This window comes from Paenibacillus sp. J5, from assembly GCF_054955055.1.
Map to the genome: position 1 here is coordinate 418,867 of NZ_JBUEDD010000005.1, position 21,854 is coordinate 440,720.

At 55.6% G+C, this 21,854-nt stretch carries 19 protein-coding genes; all 19 read right to left on the bottom strand.

Annotated features, from left to right (window positions below; translation table 11 throughout):
• Positions 1-6: 6 nt before the first annotated feature.
• A complete protein-coding gene (gene minD, locus ACY1JZ_RS11885) occupies positions 7-798 on the bottom strand; it encodes a septum site-determining protein MinD (RefSeq protein WP_270164642.1) in 792 nt (263 codons plus the stop codon).
• Positions 799-801: 3 nt separating this feature from the next.
• Positions 802-1,467 (bottom strand): septum site-determining protein MinC, encoded by a 666-nt coding sequence (locus ACY1JZ_RS11890; protein WP_462629324.1) that lies wholly within the window; start codon positions 1,465-1,467, stop codon positions 802-804.
• 75 nt (positions 1,468-1,542) lie between these two features.
• Positions 1,543-2,085 carry a rod shape-determining protein MreD gene (gene mreD / locus ACY1JZ_RS11895; RefSeq protein WP_270164645.1) on the bottom strand — a complete coding sequence of 181 codons (543 nt, stop codon included), beginning with the start codon at positions 2,083-2,085 and terminating at the stop codon, positions 1,543-1,545.
• Positions 2,082-2,969, bottom strand: a complete 888-nt coding sequence (mreC, locus tag ACY1JZ_RS11900; RefSeq protein ID WP_462629326.1) for a rod shape-determining protein MreC — start codon at positions 2,967-2,969, stop codon at positions 2,082-2,084. Before mreC ends, mreD begins: the two co-directional genes overlap by 4 nt.
• Positions 2,970-3,076: 107 nt before the next feature.
• The gene (locus ACY1JZ_RS11905; RefSeq protein WP_270164648.1) at positions 3,077-4,108 is read right to left on the bottom strand and encodes a rod shape-determining protein; all 1,032 of its coding nucleotides are present in this window, start codon (positions 4,106-4,108) and stop codon (positions 3,077-3,079) included.
• A gap of 43 nt (positions 4,109-4,151) precedes the next feature.
• Positions 4,152-4,841: a RadC family protein gene (radC, locus tag ACY1JZ_RS11910; RefSeq protein ID WP_462629327.1), complete on the bottom strand. Its 690-nt coding sequence runs from the start codon at positions 4,839-4,841 to the stop codon at positions 4,152-4,154.
• A gap of 31 nt (positions 4,842-4,872) precedes the next feature.
• Positions 4,873-5,496 carry a Maf family protein gene (locus ACY1JZ_RS11915; protein WP_462629328.1) on the bottom strand — a complete coding sequence of 208 codons (624 nt, stop codon included), beginning with the start codon at positions 5,494-5,496 and terminating at the stop codon, positions 4,873-4,875.
• A 58-nt stretch (positions 5,497-5,554) separates the two neighbouring features.
• Positions 5,555-5,797, bottom strand: a complete 243-nt coding sequence (locus tag ACY1JZ_RS11920; RefSeq protein ID WP_462629329.1) for a DUF4321 domain-containing protein — start codon at positions 5,795-5,797, stop codon at positions 5,555-5,557.
• A gap of 62 nt (positions 5,798-5,859) precedes the next feature.
• Positions 5,860-7,212, bottom strand: coding sequence for an SPOR domain-containing protein (locus ACY1JZ_RS11925; protein WP_462629330.1), 1,353 nt, complete (start codon positions 7,210-7,212; stop codon positions 5,860-5,862).
• Between the two features lie 214 nt (positions 7,213-7,426).
• Positions 7,427-8,815: a UDP-N-acetylmuramate--L-alanine ligase gene (gene murC / locus ACY1JZ_RS11930; protein WP_462629331.1), complete on the bottom strand. Its 1,389-nt coding sequence runs from the start codon at positions 8,813-8,815 to the stop codon at positions 7,427-7,429.
• Between the two features lie 7 nt (positions 8,816-8,822).
• Positions 8,823-10,157 carry a bifunctional folylpolyglutamate synthase/dihydrofolate synthase gene (locus ACY1JZ_RS11935; protein WP_462629333.1) on the bottom strand — a complete coding sequence of 445 codons (1,335 nt, stop codon included), beginning with the start codon at positions 10,155-10,157 and terminating at the stop codon, positions 8,823-8,825.
• 28 nt (positions 10,158-10,185) lie between these two features.
• Positions 10,186-12,819: a valine--tRNA ligase gene (locus tag ACY1JZ_RS11940; protein WP_462629403.1), complete on the bottom strand. Its 2,634-nt coding sequence runs from the start codon at positions 12,817-12,819 to the stop codon at positions 10,186-10,188.
• A gap of 701 nt (positions 12,820-13,520) precedes the next feature.
• Positions 13,521-15,089 (bottom strand): LysM peptidoglycan-binding domain-containing protein, encoded by a 1,569-nt coding sequence (locus ACY1JZ_RS11945; RefSeq protein ID WP_462629334.1) that lies wholly within the window; start codon positions 15,087-15,089, stop codon positions 13,521-13,523.
• Positions 15,090-15,163: 74 nt separating this feature from the next.
• Positions 15,164-16,120 carry an RluA family pseudouridine synthase gene (locus ACY1JZ_RS11950; RefSeq protein WP_462629335.1) on the bottom strand — a complete coding sequence of 319 codons (957 nt, stop codon included), beginning with the start codon at positions 16,118-16,120 and terminating at the stop codon, positions 15,164-15,166.
• 14 nt (positions 16,121-16,134) lie between these two features.
• Complete coding sequence (gene hemL / locus ACY1JZ_RS11955) at positions 16,135-17,436, bottom strand: glutamate-1-semialdehyde 2,1-aminomutase (protein ID WP_270164665.1); 1,302 nt, start codon at positions 17,434-17,436, stop codon at positions 16,135-16,137.
• A gap of 18 nt (positions 17,437-17,454) precedes the next feature.
• Complete coding sequence (gene hemB / locus ACY1JZ_RS11960; RefSeq protein WP_462629336.1) at positions 17,455-18,447, bottom strand: porphobilinogen synthase; 993 nt, start codon at positions 18,445-18,447, stop codon at positions 17,455-17,457.
• A gap of 118 nt (positions 18,448-18,565) precedes the next feature.
• Positions 18,566-20,116: a uroporphyrinogen-III C-methyltransferase gene (cobA, locus tag ACY1JZ_RS11965; RefSeq protein ID WP_462629337.1), complete on the bottom strand. Its 1,551-nt coding sequence runs from the start codon at positions 20,114-20,116 to the stop codon at positions 18,566-18,568.
• A gap of 5 nt (positions 20,117-20,121) precedes the next feature.
• Positions 20,122-21,057, bottom strand: a complete 936-nt coding sequence (gene hemC, locus ACY1JZ_RS11970; protein ID WP_462629338.1) for a hydroxymethylbilane synthase — start codon at positions 21,055-21,057, stop codon at positions 20,122-20,124.
• Complete coding sequence (locus ACY1JZ_RS11975; protein WP_462629340.1) at positions 20,984-21,715, bottom strand: precorrin-2 dehydrogenase/sirohydrochlorin ferrochelatase family protein; 732 nt, start codon at positions 21,713-21,715, stop codon at positions 20,984-20,986. The genes hemC and ACY1JZ_RS11975 overlap by 74 nt, the downstream gene beginning before the upstream one ends.
• Positions 21,716-21,854 lie beyond the last annotated feature (139 nt).

A 21,854-nucleotide genomic window follows, 5' to 3' on the forward strand; every position in this document is an offset into this window, starting at 1 on the left:
TCTCCCTCATCCTATTCCAAGAAACTTTCGGAACCGCTTGAATACTCCGCTCTTGTCCTCAAGCGACATAAGTGGAACCATGTCCCCCAATATCCGCCTGGCAATATTCCTGTAGGCAATCGCCGCCTTCGAGGTGGGATCGATTACCGTCGGTTCGCCAGTGTTCGATGCCTTAATCACCTTCTCGTCATCCGGTACGACGCCAACCAGATCAATCGCCAGCACTTGGCAGATTTCGTCAATATCCAGCATCTCGCCGCTCTTGACCATCGTCTGGCGAATCCGGTTAATGATCAGCTTGGTGGAGAGCTGGGATTGCTCTAACAGGCCAATCACGCGATCCGCATCGCGTACTGCGGCGTTCTCCGGCGTTGTCACGACAATAGCCCGGTCCGCTCCGGCAACCGCATTGCGGAAGCCTTGCTCGATTCCCGCCGGACAATCGATAATGACATAATCGAAATCCTGCTTCAGCTCCAGCACAATCTCCTTCACCTGTTCAGGAGTGATGGCATGCTTATCCTTGGTCTGAGCGGCCGGCAGCATGTACAGCTCATCGAACCGCTTATCCTTGACCAGCGCCTGAGCCAACCGGCATCTACCCTCTGCTACATCAATAAGATCATAGATGATCCGGTTCTCCAGCCCCATGACGACATCCAGATTGCGCAGGCCTATATCTGTATCCACCATGCACACTTTTTTGCCCAATAGAGCAAGCGCCGTTCCGACATTGGCGGAGGTGGTCGTTTTGCCCACCCCGCCTTTTCCTGATGTAATTACTATCGCGTCTCCCATGCCCTACACTCCTTTAAACACGATCGGATCTTTGCGTAAACGGTATAATTGCGTAATTTTATCAATCTGCATCTGGCCAGATTCCAGAAAAGCAAATTCCATCGCGGCATCGCCGGACATCCATTCATCGGGAGGACGGCTTATTACCTCTGCAATTCTAAGTTGTGTGGGCCTCAATAAAGAAGAAGCAATAATAACATCCTGCCGTCCGTTCACTCCCGCATGTGCCATTCCCCGCAGCGCCCCCAGCACATAGATATCTCCTGTGCAATATAGCGCTCCACCCGGATTGACATCGCCCATAAGCAGAAGATTGCCGTCATGCTCAAAGGTCTGGCCGGAACGAATTATTCCTGTAACAATTTTGAACTGCTCCGGAACCAGTGCTGTTCGTTCCGATTCAGGCTGTATCGATTCAATCGACTGAACAAGCAGGTTTCCACGCTGGCGGATAATTGTTCTGATCTGCTCCTTCTGTTCATCTGTCACCTGGCGCTTGCCAAGCTTGACATGAATATGGATGAGCGGACCAGTCAATACTTGCTGGTGGGTTTTTTCCAATTTTACACGGAGCTCGTCAAGCAATGCTGGAAATTCGCACTGGTCATCGAGCAGGAAGAGCAGCCCTTCCTTAACCCCTTTTATGATGATATGCTGCTTCTCCGCCACGAATATCCCACCTCCACCTTAAACAATTCTTTTCCCGCCCCAAGGAATCCTGCTTTTGCGCATTTTTTTATCAGATCAGCGAATGGTTGGCATCTCCGAAGACTCCTCGCGGCTCTTGCGGGGAAAGGCTTGCTCGAACCAGCGCCTGGCCGGGACATAACAGGCCAAAGCGAACAGCAACTGCAAAAACAGACTCGGAAGAATATGATGAGATAACGCCCAGACATACGGCTGGCTATTGATCTTAAACACGGTGTAGATCATAAAAGTGAGCGTATCGAGCAGCAGACAGCCCATACCAATCACGGAGATGGCCGTTAGCATCGGCACCCGCTTGAATTCCAGCATCAGCCCGATCAGATAGCCGCACAGCCCCATCGTGAACGAGTGAACGCCAAGCAGATGACCGTAATACACAATATCCTGCAGCATGCCAAACGCAATGCCCAGCAATAGCGCCACATGTCTGCCAGCGTATAGCGAAGAGAATAGCACAAACACAAATACAAAATGCGGAACGACACGGTGCACCCATTCAATCGGCACCAGCCAGTTCATGAGCGTGCCTTCTACAAGGAACAGCACGAACATGATCAGGATGATCCAATGAATCCTCATTCCCCCAGCTCCTCATATTCGAAGTCAGGCACCTGAACAACCATGACCTCCCTCAACTTGTCAAAGTTGGCGGACGGTTGAATATATGCCGTGTACGTCAACCCATAGTCGCCGACCTGCTTGGAGATGACCTTGCCGACCTCGATACCTTGCGGGAACACCGATCCCAAACCGGAGGTAATCACCGTATCCCCTTCCTGGAGTGGATCATCCTCACTGATTCTCGTCATCAGCAATTGACCGGTTTCACTGTCATAGCTCTCGATAATACCGAATGACTCCTTGCCGCTGACGGTCGCCGATATTTTCTTCGCACCGGCAATCGACTGGGCGTTCAACTCTGTAATCGGCATGACTGTCGATGTAATCGGGGAAACCTCGCTGACCAGCCCGATCAGTCCAGCGACCGTCATCACCGCCATATTTTTGCGTATCCCGTGCTTGGAGCCCAGATTGATCTTGATCGTCTTGTTATAGACGTCAGGACTTGCAGCAATCACCTGCGCAATAACATACTTATAATTATTGATTTGTTCCTGCTCTCTAGTGAAATGAAGATATTTCTTCAAGGTTTCATTCTCAGACTTCAAATAATTGTATGTACTGCGGTCTCTCGCATACCGTGCCACAGTCGTCCGCAGCTCCTCATTCTCCTCATAGAGCTGACGCATCGTGCGAATATCCTCAAACAAGCCCGCCATATAGCCAGCGGGCTTGTAAAGCCAGGATTGCAAAAGCGCCACAGAATCGTTGACAAATTTTTCAGGCCAGGATAAGTCCTTGCGGTCGCTCAGAGAGAAGCCCATGACGGCGACGAACAGGATCAGCCCGATCAACAACAAGAACAATCTTTTATTACGTAAAAACTTAAACAGTTGAATCACCCGCCCACTTCTTCATCCATTTCCCCTTTTTCGTCTCCGCGGCAGCCCTGATTCGAATTGGGCAACATGACAAACAACGCCGCCAAGCAATGATTGGCGGCACCATGCTATCTTTTGAACCTGGATGAGCCGCCTCTCGATTTAAACATGTGAATATTCTCCAATGCACGCCCTGTTCCGATCGCTACGCAATCGAGCGGGTTCTCGGCGACGATGACCGGCATGCCGGTCTCGGAAGCCAGCAGCTTGTCCAGATTGCGCAGCAAGCCGCCACCGCCTGTAAGCACAATTCCCCGATCCATAATATCGGCCGACAGCTCTGGCGGACATTTCTCCAGCGTCACCTTCACCGCTTCTACGATCGCATTCACCGTATCTGTCAACGCTCCGGTAATCTCATCTGAAGTTATCGAGATCGTCTTCGGCAGACCACTCACCAGATCGCGGCCACGTATATCCATCGTCTCGTTCTTATCGGTCTGCTGCGCGGAGCCGATCTCCATCTTCAACTGCTCCGCCGTCCGCTCGCCGATCAGCAGATTGTACGTCCGCTTGATATATTGAATAACTGCCTCATCCATCTCGTCACCGGCTACACGGATCGAACGGCTCGTAACGATCCCGCCAAGCGAGATAACGGCCACTTCCGTCGTGCCGCCGCCAATATCGACCACCATGCTGCCTGTAGGCTCCCATACCGGCAGATCAGCGCCAATCGCTGCTGCGAATGGCTCCTCGATCGTATAGGCCTCGCGTGCCCCAGCCTGCTTGGTCGCATCCTCAACCGCTCGCTTCTCTACAGCCGTAATGCCTGATGGCACGCAGACCATGACATTAGGATGCTTGGGGAACAGCGAGCGCTGCTTTTGCGCCTGCCTGATAAAATATTTAATCATGGTGGCTGTCGTCTCAAAGTCGGCAATGACGCCGTCCTTCATCGGTCTAACGGCACGAATGTTGCCAGGCGTGCGACCGATCATCTTCTTGGCATCCTCGCCGACCGCTTCAATTGTTTTTGTATCTGTACGGAGAGCCACAACGGAAGGCTCCCTCACAACGATGCCCTTGCCTTTCACAAAAACAAGTGTATTGGCTGTGCCCAAATCAATGCCCAGATCCTTTGTAAAACCACCAAACATGTTAATCTTCCTTTCTGTCATTACGACAACACTTCTTATTATATTACATTAAACCTTGCTCCTTCAAACTTACATATTGAAGATCGCCGATTACAATATGATCAAGGACATCAATACCGACTAACTCTCCTGCTTCGACCAGCCTTCTGGTTAGCTGAATATCTTCAGGGCTGGGGGCAGGGTTGCCGCTAGGGTGGTTATGAACACAAATCACGGATGCGCTGCTGCACTTGATCGCCGCCCTGAACACCTCTCTAGGATGAACAAGAGAAGCATTCAGCGTGCCGACAGACAGCGTCTCCTCCGCAATAATGCGATTTTTTGTATCGAGGAACAGGCAGACGAAATGTTCTTTTTTCAAATAACGAAGCTGCTCCATCATGTAGTCAGCGGCATCCTTGGGGCTGCGCACGGCAGGGCGCTCCTGTATCGCGCTGCGCGACAGCCTCTGGCCTAGCTCAATGCCAGCCTTGATCTGCAGCGCCTTCGCTGTACCGATCCCTTTGATCCGGGTCAGCTCCTCCACACTCATATCGACCAGATTATGCAAGCTTCTGCATTCGCTCAATATCCGGCTGGCAAGATGGACTGCCGACTCCTCTCTAGTGCCTGTCCGCAGCAGGATCGCCAGCAGCTCCGCATGGCTGAGCACTGACGCGCCGTGACGTGCCATACGCTCTCTCGGGCGCTCCTCGCTTGGTAAATCGCGCAATACAAGTGGTCGTGAAGACATCCTTGATTCCCGCCTTCCCATAGCAATTCGATTAGATCACATCAATCCCAAAATCTCCAAGCAGATCTGATAGCAGCGACAGTGACATCCCTACGACATTGAAATAACACCCATCAATCCGGTCTACAAATGACGCTCCTAGACCTTGAATGGCATACGCGCCAGCCTTGTCCATCGGTTCCCCTGACGCGACATACCGCCCAATTCGCGCGGAATCGAGCGGCTTCATGTGAACCCGTGTCACTCTATGCGCGACCCGTTCGCGCGTGTTCCATCTATCTATACAAGCAATTGCACTATATACTTCATGTACGTTGCCTTGCAGCTCATTAAGCATGCGTCTGGCTTCATCCGTATCCGCCGGCTTGCCAAGCACCTGACCCTTCAGCACGACAATGGTGTCTGCACCAATGATCAGATGATTCTCGTCTGCGCCTGCCACATCACCCAGTTGCTCCCTGACAGCTCTGGCCTTGCGCAGCGAGAGCTCCTCTACGATGCGAGCGGGCTCCCAATGCTGCGGCGTCCCCTCATCCACCTCCGAAGCCATAATCTGGATCGGAAGGGCAATATTCAGGGATTGGAGCAGCGCCTGGCGACGCGGTGAAGAAGAAGCAAGAACGATGCTGTGCAGCGCATAGTGTTGCTGTTGCACCTCGCAGCCATCTCCTTTGCCAATGTGAAGAACGGAATCGATCATCCTGTTCGTTCGCTTACATTTTGCGATATAGCCAAATCGCCGCAGCCGCCGTCAATATGCTAAGCAGACTGACCTCCAGCCTTAGCGTCAGGTCATAGCTGAGAACGATCAGATCCGCAGCCGGAGACCAGCTCAGATCGTTCGTCCGCGTCAGAAAAGAAAGACCTGGAACAGCTTGCAGCCACTGCGCAAGCAGCGAGCCGCCGATCAATCCAAGTCCGATAAACAGCAGAAGCAGCCAACCGTTTTTTTTCATCTTCTAACTTCCCTCGCCATTTTTTGACACCTGAACTTTATTATACGTTGCTTAGAGAGCTATTACAATGTGAGAATACTCCCAATCCATTCTTTTTGCTCCAGCACCGCCTCCATCAGCTCACTCTGTGCTGCTAGCAGATAGGAGCGGGACGGATTTTTGTTATATTGTGCAATGGCTGAAATAATGGACTGCATCGACTGTGCCAATTGATTGACTGCATCCTTATCCTTAGCAGAAAGTGACGGCTGAAGCTGCGAGACGGAACGGGTCCATTGCTGATACGCGCTTTGATAGCTAGCCTCCCCGATCTTGCCTGGCTCGGTCTGTAAGAGCTGCCCCACCACTGCTTGATTCAAGGCGGCTATAGCCGTATCGGTATCCAGCAGGAATTGCTCCAGCAGCGCGCCATCCCCGGCAAAGCTGACAGCGCCCAGCGCGGGTACGGTAACCTTGGTAATATAGATCTCCAGCCCTTCCAGTTGCGCGCTCAGCGCCTCAGCCTCTGACTTGGACTTCGCCATGCCGGCATAGACATGGAACTTGTCCCCGGTGCTAGCCGCTGCCGCTGCACTGACCTGATCCAACTGCGACAGTGCAGTCTGCTTTCCTTCCTCGTTGCTGAATACGCCGAATTGCAGCATATAGTATTCGCTCGCCGGTACATTTACTTGCACCTTAGTCGTTGTTACCGCACTGTCCGCCGCTGTGCTGTCATCTTGCGGCATGGCAGCCGTCCCGGAAGCGTCGGCAGCATCCGTTATGGATGCTACAGGCGGAACCGTTCGACTCTCCAGTCCCCCAGGCACACTCGGATCATCGGTATAGCTAGTGAACAAGGATAATATGAAATAGCCGAACAACGCCCCGGTCGCAATCGCCAATACAACCGATGCGCCTGCCTTGAACCAGGAGGGACTCTTATCCGAATGGCGTACTCTATGAGCCGACGGCTTGTCCTGATCCATATCAATGATGATCGGACGGGACCTGCTGAACCCGGCCACTCTGCCAGAGGCTAAGCCGCCCTGGACACGCGGCGCCTGCTGCTCCTTGCTCAGCTCTCCCAGCTCCACATAAGCATCTGCAGGCACTGTACGTTCATTTGCCGCTTGACCCGCATTGCGAATCAACTGCTCCAGCTTCTGCGGACTGCTCTCTGATTCCCTCGCAGGAGCTTGTACAACAGGTGAAGTCCATGAATCCATTGCCACTGCAGGCCGTTCCTCCGCCTCAAGCCCATCCTGCTCAAGCCGGGCGGCTCCCTGCCCATCCTTCATAATCGGGATTTCGGTTCGCTCCTTGTTGTTCTGTCCGTTATTCATCCCTGACGGCGGTGATGCCGCTAGGTCTATAACTGCTGGCTTCTGCTCCTGGTTATCAAAGCGAAAGGTCATTCGGGCTTTTGAACTCATCCCACTTCTCTCCTTGTCCTGTGTCATTCTACTACATTCTATGAGAGAAAGGAGAAATATATGATATTTTTAATGCTAGTTCACCCGGGATGGCTGGCTCCCGCATCGCAATACAGGATCATTTACTTGCTTACATTCTAAAAAAGCCCGATCCCTCTTGCGAATGCAAGGGAATCGGGGCATGCTATGCCTCACTCGTTCATATGCTGACAGCCTAGACCACTGTGCGCAGATAGCGGGCAAGCTCGTCGGCGGCCTTCCAGATGTCGCCCGCACCCATCGTAAGCACCAGATCGCCCTTGGCCGCATGACTCTTGAGATATTCCAGCACCTCATCCTTGCTCGGAATATAGTGGGCATTCGGATTGCTGTTCGTCTTGATCATCTCCACCAGACGCTCCGAATTGACTCCTTCAATCTGCTGCTCGCCGGCTGGAGAATAGATGTCGGTAATGATCACCTCGTCCGCTTCTCCAAACGCTCGGCTGAATTGCTCTAACAGGAAGTAGGTTCGCGTATAGCGCTGCGGCTGGAATACCGCTATAATTCGCTTGCCTGTCGCCTTGGCAGCACTGATCGTCGCCTGAATCTCTGTCGGATGATGAGCATAATCATCGATGACGAGGATGTCACCCGCTTCGCCAAGCACTTGAAAGCGCCGCTTGGCTCCTTGGAACTGGGCGATCGCTGCCGCGATCTCGTCAAACTGGCAGCCGGCGTTCAGGCATACAATGACCGTCGCCAGCGCATTGTAGACGTTATGCTGCCCTGGAACCGGCAGCTCGATGACACCGAGCTGCTGTCCATGCTTGCTCACTATGAAGCGAACCTTGCGGTCGCCAAGCTCGATATGTTCAGCCTTGTAATCGGCATCGCCTGTGATGCCATATGTGATAAGCTCTCCGCCATTGCTCGGGTCTACCTGAGGCAGCAGCTCGCGCACGATCTCGTCATCAGCGCAGACGATCGATTGGCCCCCCTGCTTCACTTGCCCGAGAAACTGCACGTAGGCTTGTTTGAGATTATTGAAATCACCATCATAGTTCTCCAGATGGTCAGCTTCAATGTTAGTCACGACCGCCATTGCCGGATGATATTGCAGGAAGGAGCCGTCACTCTCATCCGCCTCGGCAACCACATAATCGCCCTTGCCTGCCTTGGCATTCGTTCCCACATTAACAATCTCGCCGCCAATAATATAGGTCGGGTCCTGTCCACAGGTTTCCATGACGAGCGCAATCATCGACGAGGTCGTTGTCTTGCCATGCGCCCCCGCCACAGCGATGCCCTTGCGGGCATTCATCAGCCGCGCCAGCATCTGCGACCGATGAAGGATCGGAATATTGAGATTTTCGGCCTCTACTCTCTCTACATTATCGCGCGAGAGCGCTGTCGAATAGACCACCAGGTCTGCACCCTTCACATGCTCCGCCTCATGACCGATATAGATGCGCGCCCCTTTGGCCGCCAGCTTCTCCGTAAGCTCCGCTCTGACAACATCAGAGCCGGTGACCGTGTAGCCCATCTCCAGCATCACTCTGGCAATGGCGCTCATCCCGTAGCCTCCAATGCCGATAAAATGAACGTGTTCTGCTATATTCAAAGAAGCTTCACCAACCTTTTTCATTATCCGTATCATTAAGCAAACGGGCGCGCACATCCGAGATCATATAGAGCGTGCCAGTAACAACCCCCAAATCGCCAGGAGCTGTCTGTTCGCGCAGCTTGTGGAGCGCAAGCTGCCAGTCGGGCTCCACGAGCAGCTCGAACGAATGCTGCCCCCTTAGCTCCGCAGCGATTGAAGCCAATTCCTCAGCAGCCAGCCTTTTGTGAAAATCAGGCTCGGTTATAATCACGGTATCTGCTAGTGGTAGTATATGCCGCAATGTCTCTTGATGATTCTTATTTCCGAGCATACCGATCATAACATGCAGCTTCTGATAGGTGTAGGTCTCCTTCAGTGCTGCTGCCAGCGCCGCTGCGCCTTCTGGATTATGAGCGCCATCAAGTATTATTTTCGGGTTGTTAGTTATCATTTCCAGACGTCCCGGCCATGATGCATGACGAAGCCCTGTACGCAGGTCTTCATCCTCCATGATCAAGGCATAATATTGCCTCAGCACCTCTAGTGTCATGACGGCAAGCGCAGCATTACTGCGCTGATGACTGCCGGAGAGCGTAATCTCCAGCGGCTCAATGGTTCTGAATAGTCCCTCGAACCGGAAGCTCTGCTCCTGCTCATTATGACGGATCGGAACGGCATGGAATTGGTCGCCAGCCAGATATAATGTGGCATGCTTCTCCTTCGCCGTCTGCGCAATGATGTCGCGCAGCTCCGGTTGCTCCACCGTGCTCACAACAGGCACACCACTCTTGATGATCCCCGCCTTCTCATGGGCAATCTCTTCCAGCGTATCCCCCAGCACATCCATATGGTCATGTCCGATGTTCGTAATGACCGATACAATCGGATGCACGATATTCGTCACATCCATTCGCCCGCCCAGGCCGGTCTCCCAAACAACGAAGTCAGGGTAGGTGACTTTAGCATAATAGAGAATAGCAAGCGCTGTGGAGACCTCGAACATGGTCGGCGATCCCAGCTCGGTGGCGGCAATCTCCTCCACATGCGGACGCAGCTCGTTGGCCAGAGCCAGCAGCGTCTCCTCCTCAATATCCTCCCCGTTGTATTGAAAACGGTTGGTGAACTTGGTGATATAGGGGGACGTATAGCTCCCCACATCGTAGCCGCATTGCCTCAGCACGCTCGTCAAATACGCGCAGACCGAGCCCTTGCCATTCGTTCCGGCGATATGGATAAACTTCAAGCGGCGCTCGGGATGACCCAGCTTGTCCAGCAACATGCTGATACGCTCCAGGCCGGGACGGATTCCGAATGGAATCAGTCCCTCAATCCACTCTCTGGCCTCCTGATAGGTTTGCATCGTCCTTCAACCTTCTTTCCTCTGACAATTATCCTCGAAGCTCGGAAATTCTGGCAAGCACCTTATCACGCTTCTCAGCATAATCCTGCATTTTGGCTCGTTCCTCTTCAATGACCTTGGCCGGAGCCTTCGCCACAAAGCCTTCATTCGCCAGCTTCTTCTCGACGCGCTCCACTTCGGAATTGAGCGTCTTCAGTTCTTTCTCCAGCCGGATTATTTCCTGAGAAATATCAATTAAGCCCGCCAGCGGCAAATACAGCTCGGCTCCGGTCACGATCGCGCTCATCGCCTTATCCGGGGCCGCCATCTCCAGCGCAATCTCCAGTCGGCTCGTGCCGCAGAAGCGGCTGACAAATTCCTCATTCCGCTGCAAGATCGCCAGCACGGATTCGTTGGACGGCTTCACCAGCAGCTCGACCTTTTTGCTCATCGGCACATTGACCTCAGCGCGAATATTGCGGATCGCGCGGATCATGTCCATCAGCAGCTCCATCTCCTTCGCGGATTCAGGCGCTGCAAGCGATTCGTCATATACCGGCCAAGGTGCGAGCGTAATCGTCTCTCCCTCATGCGGCAGATGCTGCCAAATTTCTTCACTGATATAGGGCATAAACGGATGAATGAGCCGCTGTGTCCGGTCAAGCACATAGGCCAGGACAGATTGCGTAGCACGCTTGGCTTGCTCGTTCTCTCCGTAGAGGCTGAGCTTGGCAAACTCAATGTACCAGTCACACAGGTCATCCCAGATAAAGTTGTACAGAACGCGGCCGGTTTCACCGAAGTCATACCCATCCAGCAGGCGAGTCACATCGCGCACGGTCTCGTTCAAGCGATGCAGTATCCAGCGATCAGCGGTGCCTAGCTCCACCTGCAGATCAATATCTGCCGCCGAGAAGCCTTCGAGATTCATCAAGGCAAAACGGGACGCATTCCAGATCTTGTTGGCAAAGTTGCGCGCCTGCTCAACCTTCTCCCAATGGAAGCGCAGATCCTGGCCAGGCGTACTGCCTGTGGAGATCATGAAGCGCATCGCATCTGCGCCATAGCGCTCGATGACATCCAGCGGATCGACGCCGTTGCCAAGCGACTTGGACATCTTGTTCCCGTTCGCATCACGCACCAGGCCGTGGATCAGGACATCGGCAAACGGGTTCTCGCCTGTAAATTCAAGCGCCGTAAAGATCATCCGCGCGACCCAGAAATAGATAATGTCATAGCCGGTCACCAGCACATTGGTTGGGTAATAACGTGCCAGGTCTTCCGCATTGTCCGGCCAACCGAGCGTAGAGAACGGCCACAGGCCGGAGCTGAACCAGGTATCGAGCACATCCTCATCCTGGTGCAGCGCACTGCCGCCGCACTTGGAGCAAGTGTCCACTGCTTCATGCGCCACATGCAGCTCGCCGCAAGCCTCGCAATGCCATGCCGGGATGCGGTGCCCCCACCATAGCTGGCGGGAGATACACCAATCGCGCACATTCTCGATCCAGTGCAGATAGATTTTCTCGAACCGATCCGGTACGAAGCGGACGCCCTCGCCCGACTTTTGCTTGGCAATTGCCTTCTCCGCGAGCGGCTTCATCGCAACGAACCATTGTGTCGACAGGTATGGCTCAATCACTGCGCCACTGCGCTCGCTATGACCCACCTGATGTACATGCTCCTCGATGAGCGTGCAGACGCCTTGCTCCTGCAGATCCTTGACCAACTGCTTGCGGCACTCCATCCGGTCCAGTCCCTGATACGGGCCCGCCTCGGCGTTCATGACACCGGACTCATCCATCACAATAATCTGCGGCAAGTTATGGCGCTGTCCCACCTCGAAGTCATTCGGGTCATGCGCTGGCGTAATCTTCACTGCGCCGCTGCCGAAGTCCTTCTCGACATACTCATCGGCGATGACCGGAATTTCCCGGCCGGTCACTGGCAGCACGAGCATTTTACCGATCATATGCTTGTAACGCTCATCCTCCGGGTGGACAGCGACAGCCGTATCTCCCAGCATCGTCTCTGGACGGGTCGTTGCGACAGTAATCGAGCCGCTGCCATCCTGAAGCGGATATTGCAGATGATAGAGCTTGCCTTGCACTTCCTTATACTCGACCTCAATATCCGAAAGAGCGGTGCGCGCAGCCGGGTCCCAGTTGATAATCTTCTTGCCCCGGTAGATCAGCCCTTTCTCATAGAGACGGACAAATACCTCGCGCACTGCCTTGGACAAGCCCTCATCCAGTGTGAAGCGCTCGCGGGAATAGTCCAGCGACAGTCCCATCTTCGCCCACTGCTCACGAATCGTACCCGCATACTGCTCCTTCCACTCCCACACCTGCTCCAGGAACTTCTCGCGCCCCAGATCATAGCGAGACAGACCCTGCTCGCGCAGCTTCTGCTCGACCTTCGTCTGTGTCGCAATCCCGGCATGGTCGCTGCCCGGCAGCCACAGCGCGTCATAGCCCTGCATCCGCTTGGTGCGGATCATAATATCCTGCAACGTAAAATCAAGCGCATGACCGATATGGAGCATACCCGTCACGTTTGGAGGCGGGATAACGATCGTATAGGCTGGCGCGTCGGGCCGTTTGCCCGCTTCAAAATATTTGCCTTCCTGCCAGTAAGAATACCATTTTTGTTCAGCGGCCTTCGGATCATACGTGGTAGGCATCGCTGCAGTCTGATTTTGCTCCTTCAATTGATTCACCCTCCATAGCATGCGACAGATTATGAGAACTGGCGAGAACGGCTGTGCCGTCTTGACCAGCAATGCTTCCTGCAGAATATCAAAAAAAGCTCTCCGCCCTCAAAGGACGAAAAGCTTCGCTTCCGTGGTACCACCTTTGTTTCACTTGCATGTCGGCTGTCTGTTTGCACATTACAGCCCTCTGAGCAGTCCCAAGGACATGCCCAGCAAGCGACACTTCATACAGATAACGGCTGCGGCCGGCCCAAGTTGGCGTATGGAAGCATGCGCCTGGCATGGGCAACTCCAGGGCGACAAATAGCAGCTACATCCTGCAAAACCTCACAGCATAGACGGTTCCGCTCTCTGAAGGCATCACTGCAATCCTTCCCCTTCAACGTTGATATTGAATGGAATCATTACGTTCTATAATACCTGTCTTGAGCGGCTTAGTCAATCCTTTCGCAGAACTCGCGCGCCCATTATCGCAACAGTCAGCTTATCCTGGCGGGAGGGTAACCGCGGGGAGGCAGCAGCCAGCCTGCATAACGACCAAGTCCGCCCTGCTCTCCTGCATGGAGAGCAGAGCGGACTTCCTGGCCTTGCCTCAGCGGACAAGCTATAGCTTCAACCTCAACGGGAGCCGTTGATGCCAAATTATCGTTCCGGGCAGGGCGCCTGCCCATCTAAGGAATATACAGCATCTGTCCTTCTGTAACACTCGGGTCAGGCAGACGATTGTACAGCACGATCTCGCGCGGATTCAACTGGTATCGGCCCGCGATCGTCTCTAGCGTCTCTTCGCGCTGCACGATACAGATTCGAACCTTGCGGAATTCACGCTCCTCATTCTGCTTGCTAAGGAACAGCTTCTTCCACTGCACCTCCTCCGCAGGGTCCCGCTGCTGCTCGGCCTCCTGCTGCTCACGCTGCTCCTGCTGCCTGGCCAGCGCCTTGGCCTCCTGCTCACGGCGGTTGGACTGGAGCAGGGAGCTAATGCCGAAGCTGTCGCTGCCGCTCTCCTTGCCAGACAGAGCAATCTTCATCTCCGTCTTGATCACCTCGGCTGACGGCTGCGCCTCACTGATCAACACCGCATCGGCCTCGGCTTCTGCTTCGGCATGCGGCGCAGCAATGACCGGCACAGCCGTCTGCGGCTGCTGCGGCTGCGGCTGTGGCACCTCCGGCGCAGCCGTCTGGGCGGATGCTTCTGGCACAGGCTGCGGTGTCCGTTCGCTCTCTGGCTGCAGGCCAGCCGTCTGGCGATCCGCAGGCTGCCCTGCCTCCGGCTCACGTATCGCCGCCTCGTAAGCGAACGGCGTTGCTCCTCCCGGAGCGCCCTGTCCCCAGGCCAGTTCATCTTGGGCTGGTTCTACCCCAGGCTGCTCACGCTCGTCCTCCGTGCCCTGTATCGGCTGAGGATGATCATACGACGCACCGTACATGGACTGCTGAGGGAAGCCAGAGACTTGACCAAGGCCGTTACCGTTAACGTTGCCATTGCCGGCAGTGGACTGGCCGAAGCCTGGCACAACCGGCTCGCTGCGCTGCGACGGCGCTTCAGGCCGCTGCTGCTCCGGTCGTCTAGCCGGACTACCGTAAGGCAACAACGGTTGCGGCTGACGCTCCGCGGGCGCGCTATATTGCGAGCCCGCCCACCCCTCTTGCGCGGCCCATGGCTCCCTTGCAGCCTGCTCCTGCTCCTGCTCCGCACCTGGCCAACTGGCTTCGTCAGACGGCTGGAACGCCGCAGACTCCGGGTCCGAAGCTTGCTCCACCTCGGATTCAAGCTGGCGCTGCGGCTGGAGCGATGCCTCGGCGCTTTGCCAGGTTCGATGCACCACCGTAATCTGCTCCTCCTCCCAATTGGAAGGATAAGCCCCTGCCTGTTCGATCTGCAAACCTCTCAAAGACAGCACCCCGGTAATATTCAGTGTCCGTGTACTGAGCAGATCGACATCAAAATTGTCGATTTCGACTGAAATGTCCTCCAGCCTGTGAACACGATGGAGCGGCAACGTAATCTCTACAGGTATCCAGTGCTCCAGCCCCTGCTGCAAGCGATCCTGGCCGCCTGTATTGTAGCTGCCCGTCAGCAGCAGATTGCCCCGCAGCAGAATCTGCTCCCCTTGGGTAATGACCTGTATATGCGGGGTCAGCTCGATCTCGTCCAATTCTTCAATGCCGGCGACATCCTCTGATAAATGCACCCGTTCATATACATCAAAACGAAGTCCATCTGGCGTATTCGGCACACTTCATCCTCCCTTCTCTACCCCTAACAATTTCATTCCCTATTATTTATATGGTTAGGAGAGGGCGGGCATGACTATGAATTTGGCGCAGGTGCCAGAGCGCGCTCCAGGGCGAGGAACCAGTCCGGGTATGGACACTCGATGTGAATGGTGGCGCCGCTCCATGGATGGTCGAACTGCAGGCCATACCCGTGAAGTGCCTGTGTGGGCAGCAGCTCTGTGCTGCCTCCGTACAAGCCATCGCCTAGCAGGGAATGACCGATATGACTAAGGTGCACCCGAATCTGATGGGTTCTCCCGGTCTCCAGGCGGATATGAACCAGCGTCCCTTTGCGGGAGCGGGCAGCCACCTTGACATGTGTAACCGCTGGCTGACCGGAGGGCGAGACTCGCCGCTTGCTGCCATGGTGTCGATCCTTGCCGATCGGAGCATCGATCGTGAAGGCATCCTGCTTCACTCTGCCCTGCACCCATGCGGCATAATAACGCTCGATACGCTTGGCGCGCATGGCCTCATCCAGCATCCACTGGGCGTAATCGTTTTTGGCATACAGCACCGGCCCCGATGTATCAGCATCCAGCCGGTGAATATGGCGCAGCGGCACCTGCTGTCCGGTCAGCAGCGCGTGGCGCAGCACCGCTTCGTCCAGCGTCCCGCGCTCGCCTGGCTCAGAAGGGTGTACAGCCATCCCTGCTGGCTTCGCAGCGACGAGGCAATAATCATCCTCATACAATATATCCGCCTCTTCCGCCCCATCCAAGGCGAGCGCAGCGGCATACAACGGATGAGAACTTAGCTCCTGCTCCTTGAACATATGCAGCAGCAGTTTATTGCGGGAGAGCTTGATTCCTCCTGTGGAATAGAGCCGATTCAGCCATTTTTCGGGAAATTGGCCGAGCGACAGGAGCCATTGCCGGACGTGATGCGGGCTGTCTCCGGCCTGCTTCAGCTCCTCAATATAATGGGAAGGGAGCGGCCATTCCAGCCACTCCCCCCTGCGTACTGCATGCTCGCGCTTCAGCTTCGACATCTGCCGAGCCTCGCCTACAGACGGCTCAGCGCTAGTCTGTGCGCTGCAATCGTCTGATCAATATCCTCTTCGGTATGTACAGCGGATACAAATAGCCCCTCGAACTGCGATGGCGCAATGCTGATTCCCGAATTCAGCAAGCTGGCAAATACCGCCTTGAATTGCTCCAGATTCGACTGCTTGGCTGTATCATAGTTGATGACATGGACATCGGTGAAGAACGGACACACCATCGAGCCGACACGGTTGATCGTGCAGGGTACGCCATAGGCCCTCGCGTTATCCTCAAGCCCCAACTGCAGGCGGACGGCCAACCGCTCCAACTGCTCATACACATCATGGGTCAGCAGACGAAGCGTCGTGTAGCCTGCTGCCATCGCAAGCGGATTGCCGGAGAGTGTGCCAGCCTGATAGATCGGCCCCACAGGTGCCATATGCTCCATAATCTCTCGTTTGCCGCCATATGCGCCTACAGGCAGACCGCCGCCGATGACCTTGCCCATACAGGTCAGATCCGGCGTGACGCCGTACAGCCCCTGCGCACTATGATAATGAACGCGGAAGCCCGTCATCACCTCATCAAAGATCAGCAGGCTGCCGTATTGCCGAGTCACCTCGCGCAAGCCGCTAAGGAAGCCGGGCAGCGGAGGGACGACACCCATATTGCCTGCGATTGGCTCGACAATCACACAGGCGATCTCTTCCCCGAAACGCTCGAATGCCAGCTTGACCGACTCCAGGTCATTATAAGGCACCGTAATCGTATGCGAGGCCACGGATTCAGGCACACCTGGGCTATCCGGCAGCCCTAACGTCGCTACGCCCGAACCGGCCTTAATAAGCAGGCTATCGGCATGGCCATGATAGGAGCCTTCGAACTTTAATATTTTTTGTCGCTTCGTATACCCCCGTGCCAATCGCAGCGCGCTCATCGTCGCTTCGGTGCCGGAGTTGACCATACGCACGATGTCAACCGATGGCATCCGCTCCGCCACCATCTCGGCCATCATCGTCTCCAGCTCCGTCGGAGCGCCAAAGCTCGTCCCGCGCTCTGCCGTGCGCTTGACCGCCTCTACCACCTCTGGATGAGCATGACCCATGATGAGCGGCCCCCAGGAAAGCACATAATCGATGTAGCTGTTGCCGTCGATATCGTATACACGCGAGCCTGCCGCCCGATCGATGTAGACTGGCGTCAGTCCGACCGATTTGAAAGCGCGCACCGGTGAGTTCACCCCGCCAGGAATATATTGCTTCGCTTTCTCGAATGCTGCTTTTGAACGCTCATCCTTCCGAATCTGCCCGTTTGCATCCATCTGCTTTCACACCTCTCTCTATGATTTGAGCCAGCCTGCAACGTCCTTGGCATGATAGGTAATGATCATATCCGCACCAGCGCGCTTGAAGCCCGTCAGCAGCTCCAGTACAATCGCCCGTTCATCGATCCAGCCATTGCGCGCAGCAGCCTTCACCATCGAATACTCACCGCTCACATTATACACGGCCAGCGGCAGGTCATAATGCTCCTTCAACATGCGGACGACATCCATATATGCCATCCCTGGCTTGACCATCAGCATGTCGGCCCCCTCTTGCACATCAGACTCCGCCTCACGCATCGCCTCGCGCACATTAGCCGGGTCCATCTGGTATGACTTGCGGTCGCCAAACTGCGGCGCGGAATTGGCAGCCTCCCGGAACGGGCCATAAAATGCCGAGGAATATTTCACCGAATACGACATAATCGGAATATGCTGATAGCCCGCTTCATCCAGTCCTGCTCGAATAGCCTGCACGAACCCATCCATCATGTTGGACGGAGCGATAATGTCGGCACCAGCCTCCGCCTGAGAGACAGCCGTCCTGGCCAGCAGCTCCAGGGAAGCATCATTAACAATCTCCGCCTCGCCCGTCTGCGGATGATGATGAATGACGCCGCAATGTCCATGATCGGTATATTCGCACAAGCAGGTGTCGGCGATAACGAGCAGCTCCGGCGCCCATTCCTTTACCTTGCGCGTCGCCTGCTGGACGATGCCGTTATGGTCATAGCCCTGAGAACCGACAGCATCCTTCTCATCCGGGATGCCGAACAGCATAATGGCCTGCAGCCCAGCCGCCACAACCTCGCGGATTTCCTCCTCCAACCGGTCAAGCGAGAATTGATATACCCCCGGCATCGAGCCGATCTCTGTCTTCACATTCGTTCCCTCCGTGACGAACAGCGGATAGATCAGATCATGAACCGTTACATAGGTTTCACGCACCAGATTGCGCATCGCCGCATTGCGGCGCAGCCTGCGATGTCTAACAACAGGAAAGCTCATCTTCATTCCTCCTTCGTTCAGTTCAAGCTCCAATCCTCACACAGAGGCTTGCTCTCTCGCCTCTGCCTGCTTTGCCATGTCTCCGAACACGTTCTCTTGCAGAGCGCTGGCACGACCTCTACTCGCCACGCGCCTTGCTCCGATAGTCGGCTATCGCTTGCAGCAGAGCGGCAATCGTCGCCTGCTCCGGCTCAATATCCACCTGTAAGCCCGCCTCGCGCGCGGCGGCGCTCGTCAATGGCCCGATCGATGCTATCGCAGCCCCTGCCAGCAGTTGCACCGGATCAGCAACACCCGCTCGGCGCAGCTTCTCCATCAGATTGCGCACAGTGGAGGCGCTCGTAAACGTGACAATATGAATTTGTCTGGCTTCCAGCAGCTCTACTACTAGCTGGTCATCCTCTTCGGCCAGCATCGACTCATAGACATCGATCTCAACTGGCACCAGGCCGCGCTCAGCCAACTGGCGCGGGAGCACCTCGCGAGCGAGATCGCCACGCGGCAGCAGCACATGCTGTCCCGCCTCCAGCACGCCCTCCAGGCTGTCCAGCAGCCCTTCCGCCTGAAACTGCACCGGCAGCACATCCACCTGCAGGCCGCGCTCCAGCAGTCGCTCTGCCGTCTTCGGGCCAACAGCCGCGATGCGCGCCTTATGAAAGCGCCGGATGTCGATGTTCAGCTTCTGCAGCCAGGTATAGAAGTAATCGACGCCATTGGTGCTGGTGAACATCAGCCAATCATACTGCTCGGCCTGACCCAGCGCTGCCATGATCGCTGCAACAGCGTTCTCCTCTGTCGTCTCCCGCAGCTCAATGACCGGATATTCGACCGGCTCGCCGCCGAGCGCCTCGATGCTGTCCGCCAGCTCGCTCGCTTGCGCTCTTGCCCGCGTAACGAGGACACGCGTACCGAACAATGGACGGCGCTCCACCCATTTCAGCTTCTCACGCTGCTTGACCACCTCGCCAACGACGATGACGGCAGGCGGCTGAAAGTTCGCCTCCAGCACCTGCTGCTCGATCGATGCAAGTGTACCCACCAATGTCTCCTGCTCCACCCGTGTACCCCAGCGAATCAGGGCAACCGGCGTATTCGGGCTTTTGCCGTGCCGAATCAGTTGTTCGGCGATATAGCCAATCTTCGCCACCCCCATCAGGAAGATGAGTGTGCCCGTAGCATTCGTCACCTTATCCCAATGGATCGACTTGTCCAGCTTCTCCGGGCTCTCATGCCCCGTAATGATGGACAGCGAGGAGGCCATATCGCGATGTGTAACCGGGATGCCGGCATAAGCCGGGACGGCAATCGCCGATGTGATGCCTGGTATAATCTCATATTCAATGCCGTTCTGCTGCAGCAATTCCGCCTCTTCCCCGACTCGCCCGAAGATGGTCGGATCACCGCCCTTGAGCCGTGTAACCGTCTTGCCCTGCAGCGCCAGGTCAACAAGCAGTTGGTTGATCTCCTCCTGCTTCATCGTATGGCGATCCGGCAGCTTGCCGACATAGATTTTCTCCGCACCCGGCTTCAGGTGACGCAGCAGTCGCGGGCTTGCCAGCCGATCGTAGACAACAACGTCGCTTGCCTTCAGACACTCCAGACCCCGCACTGTAATCAGCTTCGGATCGCCTGGCCCTGCCCCAACCAGATAGACCTTTCCTTCGTCCACGTCGCTCAACCCCTCACCTGCGCCAGAATCTCATCTGCTCCTCTGTTGCACAGCGCCTCAGCGACCTGAATCCCAAGCGCCGCCGCATCGGTGCCCTCTGCCGCTTCCTTGAGCAGCACAGTGCCATCCGGCGTACCTACGACACCAATCAGCGAGATAGTGTGCGCATCCTTCATAACGGCATGTGCCCCGATAGGCACCTGGCAGCCGCCATTTAGTGTACCAAGGAAGCTGCGCTCTGCGGCAACAGTCAGCGACGATACCGGATCATTGTACAGCGACAGCAGATGGCGAACCTGTTCGTCATCCTCACGGCATTCAATGCCTAGCGCCCCCTGCCCGACAGCCGGAATGCACAGATCAACCGGGATATAGTCGGAGATGCGGTCAAGCCACCCCATGCGCGTCAAGCCGGCTGTTGCCAGCACAATCGCATCGAAGCCCTCGGTCTCCAGCTTGCGGATACGTGAATCAATATTGCCGCGAATCCACTCCAACTGCAGATCCGGCCTCGCATGCTTCAACTGGCAGGAGCGTCGCAGGCTGCTTGTTCCGACCTTGGCCCCATGCGGCAGATCCAGAAAGCCCAATCCGTTGCGTGTCACCAGACAGTCTCTTGCATCAACTCTTGTCGGCACCGCGCCATTCATCAGCCCCTCCTGCAACGTATGGGGCATATCCTTCATGCTGTGAACCGCCAAATCAATCTCCCGATCGAGCAGTGCCTGCTCGATCTCCTTGACGAACAGCCCCTTGCCGCCCACCTTGGACAACATGACATCTACAATTCGATCGCCCTTGGTGACTATTTTGCGCACTTCAAAGCTCAGTCCAAGCTCATGCTGGTCGCTCAATTGCTGCAGTTGTTCAATCACCTGTCCCGTCTGCGTCAGAGCAAGTGCGCTCTGTCGTGTTCCTACTATTATCGTTCTGCTGCCCATCGTTATAGCCCCCTTCGTGAACGATCTGTATAAGCCTGTCTATGTACCTATTGATATATTGCTCTTCCCAGTTCTCATCCTTCATTTCCGGCACAGCCTGGGAACGCGCCGCAGCACGCAGCACCTCATGGCGCAGCCTGCTGTCCGTGATGCGACTGGCAGCTACGGCCCGCAGCCGTCCCAGCCAGCGGACACGAGCCCCCTGCTCCTCGCCGTACCGCTCCAGCAGCTCTGCCTTGATGAGAGCCGCATACGCCGGACTTGCGCCACAGGTCGACACGGTCAGCAGCAGATCACCGCGGCGGACGACAGATGGCAGGATGAAGCTGCCCTCCTCTGCCACGTCCGCCACATTGACGGGCACCCCCAACTGATCAGCATTACGGGCAATCTCCGCATTCGTCCGGCGATTGCCTGTTGCCGCAAATGCGAGAGTCGCTCCCTGCAGGTCATGCGTATGATATTCCCGGAGCTGTACGATGACCTTGCCTTCGTCAGCCAGCTTCCTCAGCCCGTCCACCACTGTCGGACTAATGACTTCAATCTGCGCGTGCGCCTCTAGCAGCCCGTGCACCTTGCGCAGCGCTACGGGACCGCCCCCAATTACGACACAGCGGCGCCCTGTTATGTTCAGCATGACTGGATAGAACGGCCCCACTTGCAGCACCTCTCCATATAACAGGCGTAAACGGCTCTGCCTGCCTCTAATTGAACCAGAATGACTGCCTATTCGCAACCAATGCGGCTTGACCGACAGCAATCGTGCTTCGACCGAGCAGTAATCAGCGATGAAAGCA